This is a genomic window from Buttiauxella sp. (genome assembly GCF_049686335.1).
Taxonomy (GTDB): domain Bacteria; phylum Pseudomonadota; class Gammaproteobacteria; order Enterobacterales; family Enterobacteriaceae; genus Buttiauxella.
On sequence record NZ_JBAVHX010000002.1, the window covers coordinates 58,635 to 67,765 of the forward strand.

Sequence of the window (9,131 nt, forward strand, 5' to 3'; positions counted from 1 at the left end):
CTATGAAATTTACCGTTGAACGTGAAACTTTATTAAAACCGCTGCAACAGGTGAGTGGCCCATTAGGTGGCCGTCCGACGTTACCGATTCTCGGCAACCTGCTGTTGCAAGTCGCGGATGGAGCACTCTCATTAACAGGTACTGACCTGGAAATGGAGATGGTGGCGCGTGTCGCACTGGTGCAGCCGCATGAGCCGGGTGCCACAACGGTGCCTGCACGTAAATTCTTCGACATCTGTCGCGGTCTGCCAGAAGGCGCAGAAATTGCTGTACAGCTTGAGGGTGATCGCATGTTAGTGCGCTCCGGGCGTAGCCGTTTCTCGCTCTCAACGCTGCCGGCGGCTGATTTCCCGAACCTGGACGACTGGCAGAGTGAAGTCGAATTCACGCTCCCGCAAGCGACCATGAAACGCCTGATTGAAGCCACGCAGTTTTCTATGGCTCATCAGGACGTTCGCTATTACTTGAACGGCATGTTGTTTGAAACCGAAGGCGAAGAGCTGCGCACCGTGGCGACCGATGGTCACCGTCTGGCTGTGTGTTCAATGCCGGTGGGTCAGTCTTTGCCGAGCCATTCGGTGATCGTGCCGCGTAAAGGCGTGATTGAGCTGATGCGCATGCTTGACGGCGGCGATAGCCCGCTGCGCATTCAAATTGGTAGCAACAACATCCGTGCGCACGTCGGTGACTTTATCTTCACCTCTAAGCTGGTTGATGGCCGTTTCCCGGATTATCGTCGCGTATTGCCGAAGAATCCGGATAAACATCTCGATGCCAGTTGTGATTTGCTGAAACAGGCTTTTTCACGGGCGGCGATTCTGTCGAACGAGAAGTTCCGCGGTGTGCGTCTGCAAGTGATTGCCAATCAGTTGAAAATCACCGCTAACAACCCTGAACAGGAAGAAGCCGAAGAAATTCTGGACGTCACTTATGACGGCACAGATATGGAAATCGGCTTTAACGTCAGTTACGTGTTGGATGTTCTGAACGCACTGAAGTGCGAGAACGTGCGCATTTTACTGACCGATTCTGTTTCCAGTGTACAGATTGAAGATGCAGCCTCTCAGGCAGCAGCGTACGTCGTCATGCCAATGCGTCTTTAGTATCGGGCTATCTTACTTGTTATTCTGGTTCCGGGCAGTGCTCACAATCCTCACGTACTTCAGTACGCTCCGGTTGTTGCGCGCTGGCCGTAATCAGACTAACTGCGCCGATAACGCCCTGGTTGTGAGTTAAATATGTCGCTGTCGCGTTTACTGATTAAAGACTTTCGTAATATTGAAAATGCGGATCTGGCTCTCTCTCCGGGGTTTAATTTCCTGGTAGGAGCCAACGGAAGTGGCAAGACCAGCGTGTTAGAGGCGATTTATACCCTCGGACACGGGCGTGCTTTTCGCAGCTTGAAAATTGAGCGTGTGATTCGCCATGAACAAGAATCCTTTGTACTGCATGGCCGTTTACAGAACGGCGAGCGGGAATCCGCCATTGGCCTGTCTAAAGACCGTGCAGGCGACAGCAAAGTGCGTATCGATGGCAGCGACGGCCACAAAGTGGCTGAACTTGCGCTATTGATGCCGATGCAGCTCATCACCCCCGAAGGATTTACTCTGCTCAACGGCGGCCCTAAATTCCGACGAGCGTTCCTCGATTGGGGATGTTTCCATAACGAACCAGGATTTTTTGTCGCCTGGAGCAATCTCAAGCGCCTGCTTAAGCAACGCAATGCCGCGTTGCGACAAGTAACGCGCTATGCGCAACTGCGGCCATGGGATCAAGAACTTATCCCACTTGCGGAGCAAATCAGCCGCTGGCGTGCCGATTACAGTTCAGCCATTGCCGATGACATGGCTGACACCTGCGCGCAATTTCTTCCGGAGTTTTCGCTGAGCTTCTCTTTCCAACGCGGTTGGGAAAAAGAGAGCGATTATGGCGAGCTACTGGAACGCAATTTCGAACGCGACCGCATGCTGACCTACACGGCTCATGGCCCTCACAAAGCTGATTTCAGGATCCGTGCAGATGGCGCGCCGGTAGAAGATACCTTGTCGCGTGGGCAGCTTAAATTACTGATGTGCGCTTTAAGACTGGCGCAGGGTGAGTTTCTCACCCGACAGAACGGGCGACGTTGCCTGTATCTGATAGATGATTTTGCCTCTGAACTAGATGATGCACGTCGTGGTCTATTAGCCAGCCGGTTAAAGGCGACGGAATCACAGGTTTTCGTTAGCGCGATTAGCGCAGAACATGTGATGGATATGGCGGACAAAAATTCGAAGATGTTCGTCGTGGATCAGGGTAAAATAACGGATTAACCCAAGAATAAATGAGCGAGAAACGTTGATGTCGAATTCTTATGACTCCTCCAGTATCAAAGTCCTTAAAGGGCTGGATGCGGTACGTAAGCGCCCGGGAATGTATATCGGCGATACGGACGACGGCACCGGTCTGCACCACATGGTATTTGAGGTCGTAGATAACGCTATCGACGAAGCACTTGCCGGTCACTGTAAAGACATCGTTGTCACCATCCATGCTGATAACTCTGTCTCAGTCACCGATGATGGCCGTGGTATTCCTACCGGCATTCACCCGGAAGAGGGTGTGTCTGCGGCTGAAGTTATCATGACCGTGCTGCACGCAGGCGGTAAGTTCGATGACAACTCTTATAAAGTCTCTGGCGGTCTGCACGGTGTGGGTGTTTCGGTTGTTAACGCCCTGTCCCAGAAGCTGGAACTGCTGATTCGCCGCGAAGGCAAAGTACACCAGCAAACTTACATTCACGGTGTGCCACAAGCGCCGCTGGCGGCGACCGGTGATACCGATGCAACCGGTACTCAGGTCCGTTTCTGGCCAAGCCACGAAACCTTCACCAACGTGATTGAGTTCGAATACGACATCCTGGCAAAACGCCTGCGTGAGTTGTCATTCCTGAACTCTGGCGTGTCTATCCGCCTGATTGATAAGCGTGATGGCCGTCAGGACCACTTCCACTACGAAGGTGGTATCCGTGCATTCGTCGAGTACCTGAACAAAAACAAAACGCCAATTCACCCAACTGTGTTCTATTTCAGCACTGAAAAAGACGGCATTGGCGTGGAAGTGGCCTTGCAGTGGAATGATGGTTTCCAGGAAAACATCTACTGCTTTACCAACAACATCCCGCAGCGCGATGGTGGTACTCACCTGGCCGGTTTCCGCGCCGCGATGACGCGTACTCTGAACGCGTATATGGACAAAGAAGGCTACAGCAAGAAAGCTAAAGTCAGCGCTACCGGTGACGATGCCCGTGAAGGCCTGATTGCAGTCGTTTCTGTAAAAGTGCCAGACCCTAAATTCTCTTCTCAGACCAAAGACAAACTGGTTTCTTCAGAAGTGAAATCCGCGGTTGAGCAGCAGATGAACGAACTGCTGTCTGAATACCTGCTGGAAAACCCATCCGATGCGAAAATCGTTGTGGGCAAAATCATTGATGCAGCTCGTGCTCGTGAAGCAGCACGCCGTGCACGTGAAATGACCCGTCGTAAAGGCGCGCTGGATTTGGCTGGTCTGCCAGGCAAACTGGCTGATTGCCAGGAACGCGACCCGGCTCACTCCGAACTGTACCTTGTGGAAGGGGACTCTGCGGGCGGCTCTGCAAAACAGGGGCGTAACCGTAAGAACCAGGCGATCCTGCCGCTGAAAGGTAAAATTCTGAACGTTGAGAAAGCGCGCTTTGACAAAATGCTCGCCTCTCAGGAAGTGGCCACGCTGATTACCGCGTTAGGTTGCGGCATTGGCCGTGACGAATACAACCCGGATAAACTGCGTTATCACAGCATCATCATCATGACGGATGCTGACGTCGATGGCTCACACATCCGTACCCTGCTGTTGACCTTCTTCTACCGTCAGATGCCTGAAATCGTTGAGCGCGGCCATGTGTATATCGCACAGCCACCGCTGTACAAAGTGAAGAAAGGCAAGCAAGAGCAGTACATCAAAGATGATGAAGCGATGGATCAATACCAGATTTCTATCGCACTGGATGGCGCAACGTTGCACACCAACGCCAATGCACCAGCCCTGGCTGGCGAAGCGCTGGAAAAACTGGTGTCTGAATTTAAGGCTTGCCAGAAAATGATTGGTCGCATGGAGCGCCGTTATCCGCGTAACTTGCTGAACAACCTGGTTTATCATCCAACGCTTGCTGATGCCGATCTGACTGATGAAAGCAAAGTGACTTCCTGGGTTTCTGCTCTGGTCACCTCGCTTAACGAGAACGAACAGCATGGCAGCACCTGGAACTCTCTGGTTCGTCATAACCGTGAACTGAATCTTTTTGAACCGGTGATTCGTGTTCGTACCCACGGTGTCGATACTGACTATCCGCTGGAGCAAGAGTTTATCGTAGGTGGCGAATACCGTCGTATTTGCACGCTGGGCGAGAAACTGCGTGGCCTGATTGAAGAAGACGCGTTTATCGAACGTGGCGAACGCCGTCAGCCAGTAGACAGCTTCGAGCAGGCGCTGGATTGGCTGGGCAAAGAGTCTCGTCGTGGCCTGTCTATTCAGCGTTACAAAGGATTGGGTGAAATGAACCCGGATCAGCTGTGGGAAACCACGATGGATCCGCAAAGCCGTCGTATGTTGCGCGTCACTGTTAAAGATGCGATTGCAGCCGATCAGCTGTTCACCACACTGATGGGCGACGCGGTTGAACCACGTCGTGCATTTATCGAAGAAAATGCCCTGAAAGCGGCGAACATCGATATCTAAGTGAGAGAATACTGGTGAGCAGGCGATCTGCTCACCAGCATATCCACCGCCAGCCTCACTTTTAGCGGTAGATGAGATGTCTGAAGCCACACCGCATGAGTTTCATAAACACTGTCCAAATCCTCGCGCAGTATCCTCACCAGTTTCCCATTCTGTAACTCTTCCTCAATCAGCCAGCAAGGCAGTAGCGCAACACCCAACCCAGCAATTGCTGCATCTGCAATCGCTTCTAAATCATCCATCATCACCCGTGATTTCGGGATAAACTCGCTTTTCTTGCCGCCATCGGCATTGATAACCCAGCGATGTGGCACGCCAGCGTTCATGTAATTGAACACTTCGTGGTGCGATAAATCGTCGATGGTTTGCGGCTCACCATGTTGCAGCAAATATCGAGGCGATGCGCAAATCATCATGCGATGCTCACCAATCTTTCGCGCCACCAGGCCACTGCTGTCCGTTAATTTGCCGTTGCGAATCACCAGATCTAAACCGTCTTCAACCAGGTCGGAGATTTTGTCGCTAAACAGCAAATCTACTGCCAGTTTTGGATGCTGGCTCGCAAACTCGGTCAGCAAAGGCGCAATGCACATGCGCCCATAAAGCACCGGCATAGAGACGCGTAACCGCCCACTGACGCTCTTTTTTCCGCTCTCGAGCAGCGTTTGGGCCGCATTAATTTCTGCCAGCGCTCTTAGGCAATGCTCATAGAAAAGTGCGCCGTCATCCGTTAGTGCCAGGCTGCGCGTAGTACGCTGAAAAAGCCGGACAGCGAGCCGCTGCTCGAGCTGAGCCACTGTTTTGCCGACCGCAGAACGTGAGAGATGCAGGCGCTCCGCCGCAAGAGCAAAGCTACCCGCTTCAACTGCGGTAACAAAAACAGAAATCCCCTTCAGTTGTTCACTCATCTTTTGTATCCATTCTGGAACCAATATCGAGAAAATCTATCGCCACTGGTGATTCCAGGCCAGCGATATACTTCCGTATGTGATGAATTAATCGAATACCAGGAGCAAATGATGAGCCAAACAACGAGCAAAACCATGCAACGCTGGACCATGAATGCCGTTGGGCGTGACAACCTGACTCTCTCGACAGAAGCGATTCCAGCACCCGGCCCCGGTGAAGTTCTGGTGCGGGTCAATGCAGTATCGCTCAATTACCGCGACAAAATGGTGATTGACGGAACCATGCCGTTAGCTCTCCCGTTCCCATTTACTCCAGCGTCCGATATGGCTGGTGTGATTGAAAGCATCGGCGAAGGTGTCACTCGTTTCCAGGTAGGGGCGCGAGTTATCTCCACGTTCTCACCCGACTGGATAGACGGCAAACCCAACGGAACGGCTCGTACCCCGCCATATCGCACGTTGGGTGGGGTTTACCAGGGAATGCTGGCGGAATACGTGGTCATGAACGAAAACTGGCTGGTGGCATCGCCTGAAACTCTCGATGATGCGCAGGCCAGCACATTACCCTGTGCAGGGCTGACCGCCTGGTTTGCGCTGGTCGAGCGCGGTGGAATTCGTGCCGGGCAAACCGTGCTGGTTCAGGGAACGGGCGGTGTTTCTATGTTCGCGCTGCAAATCGCCAAAGCCCATGGCGCCCGGGTGTTTGTGACCTCTGCAAGTGATGAAAAACTGGCTCGTGCCAAAGCGTTGGGCGCGGATCATGGTATTAATCGTTTGCAGGAGGATTGGGTGGATGCCGTGTACGAACTGACCCAGGAAGACGGAATTGACCATATTATCGAAACTGTGGGAGGAGCGAATCTCGGTCACTCTCTGCGGGCGGTGGCAGTGCACGGGCGTATCTCGGTAATTGGTGTGCTTGAAGGTTTTGAATTCTCAGGCCCGGCGGGTGAGCTTTTACTGAAATCCCCGACGATACAGGGGATTGGCGTCGGGCATCGTCGCGCTCTTGAAGATTTCGTGCGTGCAATCGATGCAAACGGTATGAAACCGGTCATCGAAACTCGCTACCGTTTTGACGAGCTCCCACAGGCATTAGCACATCTTGATCGTGGCGCATTCGGCAAAATCGTCTTAACTCGCTCATGATTGACTACACTTCTAATGCACACTTCGTAAATGCAAGAGGACACGGTCATGGGTTTATTCGATCAAGTTACTGGCATGATGGGGGGTGGCGATGCAGGTAAATTCAAAGTCATCCTTACGTGGATAAATGAACAAGGCGGTATTCAGGCAATACTTGAACAGTTTCGGCAAAAGGGGTACTCAGATGTGGTCACCTCATGGTTGAGTGGCGCGCATAATCAAAGCGTTAGTCCTGAACAGGTGCAAGACGTACTGGGATTACCCGCAATCAGCGGACTGGCTGAGAAACTGGGGATTGATGTGGGAAGCGCATCTCAACTGTTGTCAGAGCAGTTCCCGAAAATAGTCGATACCTTATCACCAGCAGGCGAAGTCGCTCACGACGAGGATTTGCTGACCAAAGGCTATCATATGCTGAAAGATAAATTCTTTCGCTAAAAGAAGCTTAAAGAATAGACGGAGAAGGAACTCAACTCTAGCCATTTATTTAATTAAGTGGCTAGAGTTTGTTGAGTGTAAATAAATTTCTTACCATTTAAGATTTTTATTTTTTTAGCAATACTCTTAATGTATTAACAATGCGAACTATCTACAGTTGTGACCACTTTTTTATCCATTTCTTCATCTTAAGGCTGATGACAGGTCACTATAGAATATATTTTTTGATGTCAATAGACATATTTGTGTCATGGTTCTCGCTTTTATATTTATTAACCTTTTTTTGCTGCATATGTTATGCCTCTCCTACCGAAGTTTATTTAAATAGGTTCACATTAACTCTTCGTCAAAAAAACTCAAGGCTATATCTGTTTTACCTCATGTGATTGCATTATTAATTATTTTCAAACTTATAAGGCTACCGTTTCCTCTGTTTTTTTTGATTGTTAATTATCGTAAGGTTATAGTCATTGTCCGATAAGTAACTGGAAAGGACTTTAAAATTTATATCTTCTTGGGGGGTAATTGTGGCGCCTTTAGTTAAATTAACAGAGTTAAAGAAAAACACTATAAAATAGATATTATAAAAATAAAAGAGTAACGTTTAATACTTTTCACCTTTGTGTCTTGTCTGCCGCTTGAGGATAGTTTTCACAGGAAACTCCAAAGCATTATTGGCTATGGATGAGCCAAAATAGTTATGCTTACGCAGATCCAAAATGCTGTGGGTATATCAGTTCAAGTTTATGATTTTTTTTGGAATAATTTAGGAGTGAGTATAAACCATTGTATTCCTCCGAATATAAAAAAAACAAACCAAACAGCAAGCAAAGTTATATATTTGTTTATGATGAACCCATCAATCAATAGAATATTGAAATAATCTAAGGAGAACGACAATATAATAACAGTTATAAATGAAATCAATCCTATAGGCAAGGATATTATTAGCATTCCTAGTGCTACATATGAAATTAAACTACTTATGTCATTCATAGAGCTTAAATCTGAAACTCTTACTTCAGATGCGTAAAGTATAATGAAAGAGATGCTTATCCATGCGAGTTTTAAACTAATATTTAGAGTTTTCACTAAAGCACTCCTTTATAAATAAAATTAAGGAGTCTTCTTATGTTATTCCCATTGCACTTTTGTTTACAGGAGTTAAAGCTATCATTAGACCAATCTTGACAGTTTTTTAATAGACCAAGTCGTACCGGCGTGAAAAGGTCAGGTAATACTGAATAGCGTGGTCGTGATCCACTAAATTTACGCTTTAAACATTCTTCTATGCATTTATTATCTGATTCAACAGTTTCACATTTCCCTGCATCGTCTAACTTATCGACACTGGATTTCCCTGGCCCCCAAAAACCGTCGTACCATTTTTCTCCTCGCTGATCCTGCCCGCCGCAAATATGTCCACCTTTACCATCAGGGACGCAAAGATATTGATGGTAGAAAGGATTTCCCCATATGTCAGGGCCACTTCGTTCGCCTGTTCCTCCCAAAGAGTGGAGTGGTTTAATGCATCTTTGTGTTTCCAACCCTAGTGGATCAATCTCCAGCAATGGATTTAATGGATAAATATATGTATTCCACCCTCCCGCCAACCCAATCGGATCCTGACTGATATACCTTCCCAGAGCCGGGTCGTAATAACGGTGGCGGTTATAATGCAGCCCCGATTCTTCATCGTATTGCTGGCCCTGCATTCTCAGCGGCTGATGCAGTTGCTGCGGATTGTGTTCACTCAGCACATTGCCCCACGGGTCGAGGGTGATGTGCCAGTCGATATGGCCCTCGCGATCCACCAGTGCCAGCGGCGTGCCCAGATGGTCGCAGTGGTAGAGGTGGATTTTGCGGTCGTTTTCCGCTTCC

7 protein-coding genes are annotated in these 9,131 nt (G+C 49.2%); 5 read left to right on the forward strand and 2 right to left on the reverse strand.

What is annotated here, in order from left to right; all coding sequences use genetic code 11:
• Window positions 1-2 precede the first annotated feature (2 nt).
• The 3 genes from dnaN to gyrB all read left to right on the forward strand — a co-directional run bounded on the left by dnaN (window position 3) and on the right by gyrB (window position 4,755).
• On the forward strand, window positions 3-1,103 hold the full coding sequence (dnaN, locus tag WBL83_RS00300) for a DNA polymerase III subunit beta (protein WP_424587254.1): 1,101 nt from the start codon (window positions 3-5) through the stop codon (window positions 1,101-1,103).
• Window positions 1,104-1,238: 135 nt separating this feature from the next.
• Window positions 1,239-2,312, forward strand: a complete 1,074-nt coding sequence (gene recF, locus WBL83_RS00305; RefSeq protein ID WP_424587255.1) for a DNA replication/repair protein RecF — start codon at window positions 1,239-1,241, stop codon at window positions 2,310-2,312.
• 28 nt (window positions 2,313-2,340) lie between these two features.
• Window positions 2,341-4,755 (forward strand): DNA topoisomerase (ATP-hydrolyzing) subunit B, encoded by a 2,415-nt coding sequence (gene gyrB, locus WBL83_RS00310; protein WP_424587256.1) that lies wholly within the window; start codon window positions 2,341-2,343, stop codon window positions 4,753-4,755.
• Here the strand turns inward: gyrB and WBL83_RS00315 are convergent.
• Window positions 4,752-5,663: a LysR family transcriptional regulator gene (locus tag WBL83_RS00315; RefSeq protein ID WP_424587257.1), complete on the reverse strand. Its 912-nt coding sequence runs from the start codon at window positions 5,661-5,663 to the stop codon at window positions 4,752-4,754. The genes gyrB and WBL83_RS00315 overlap by 4 nt on opposite strands.
• Window positions 5,664-5,774: 111 nt before the next feature.
• On the opposite strand from WBL83_RS00315, the gene WBL83_RS00320 reads away from it, so the two are divergent.
• Window positions 5,775-6,812, forward strand: a complete 1,038-nt coding sequence (locus WBL83_RS00320) for a zinc-dependent alcohol dehydrogenase family protein (protein ID WP_424587258.1) — start codon at window positions 5,775-5,777, stop codon at window positions 6,810-6,812.
• 48 nt (window positions 6,813-6,860) lie between these two features.
• Window positions 6,861-7,250 carry a YidB family protein gene (locus WBL83_RS00325; RefSeq protein ID WP_424587259.1) on the forward strand — a complete coding sequence of 130 codons (390 nt, stop codon included), beginning with the start codon at window positions 6,861-6,863 and terminating at the stop codon, window positions 7,248-7,250.
• Window positions 7,251-8,341: 1,091 nt separating this feature from the next.
• Here WBL83_RS00325 and WBL83_RS00330 read toward each other — a convergent pair.
• Window positions 8,342-9,131, reverse strand: a 790-nt coding sequence (locus tag WBL83_RS00330; RefSeq protein ID WP_424587260.1) for an RHS repeat-associated core domain-containing protein, incomplete at its 5' end; no start/stop codon positions are given.

What these genes read in the sequence shown, in the direction of transcription:
- gyrB (WP_424587256.1), top strand. Translation starts at nt 2,341, where the DNA reads ATGTCGAATTCTTATGACTCCTCCAGTATCAAAGTCCTTAAAGGGCTG.
- WBL83_RS00325 (WP_424587259.1), top strand. Translation starts at nt 6,861, where the DNA reads ATGGGTTTATTCGATCAAGTTACTGGCATGATGGGGGGTGGCGATGCA.
- WBL83_RS00320 (WP_424587258.1), top strand. Translation starts at nt 5,775, where the DNA reads ATGAGCCAAACAACGAGCAAAACCATGCAACGCTGGACCATGAATGCC.
- dnaN (WP_424587254.1), top strand. Translation starts at nt 3, where the DNA reads ATGAAATTTACCGTTGAACGTGAAACTTTATTAAAACCGCTGCAACAG.
- WBL83_RS00315 (WP_424587257.1), bottom strand. Translation starts at nt 5,663, where the DNA reads ATGAGTGAACAACTGAAGGGGATTTCTGTTTTTGTTACCGCAGTTGAA.
- recF (WP_424587255.1), top strand. Translation starts at nt 1,239, where the DNA reads ATGTCGCTGTCGCGTTTACTGATTAAAGACTTTCGTAATATTGAAAAT.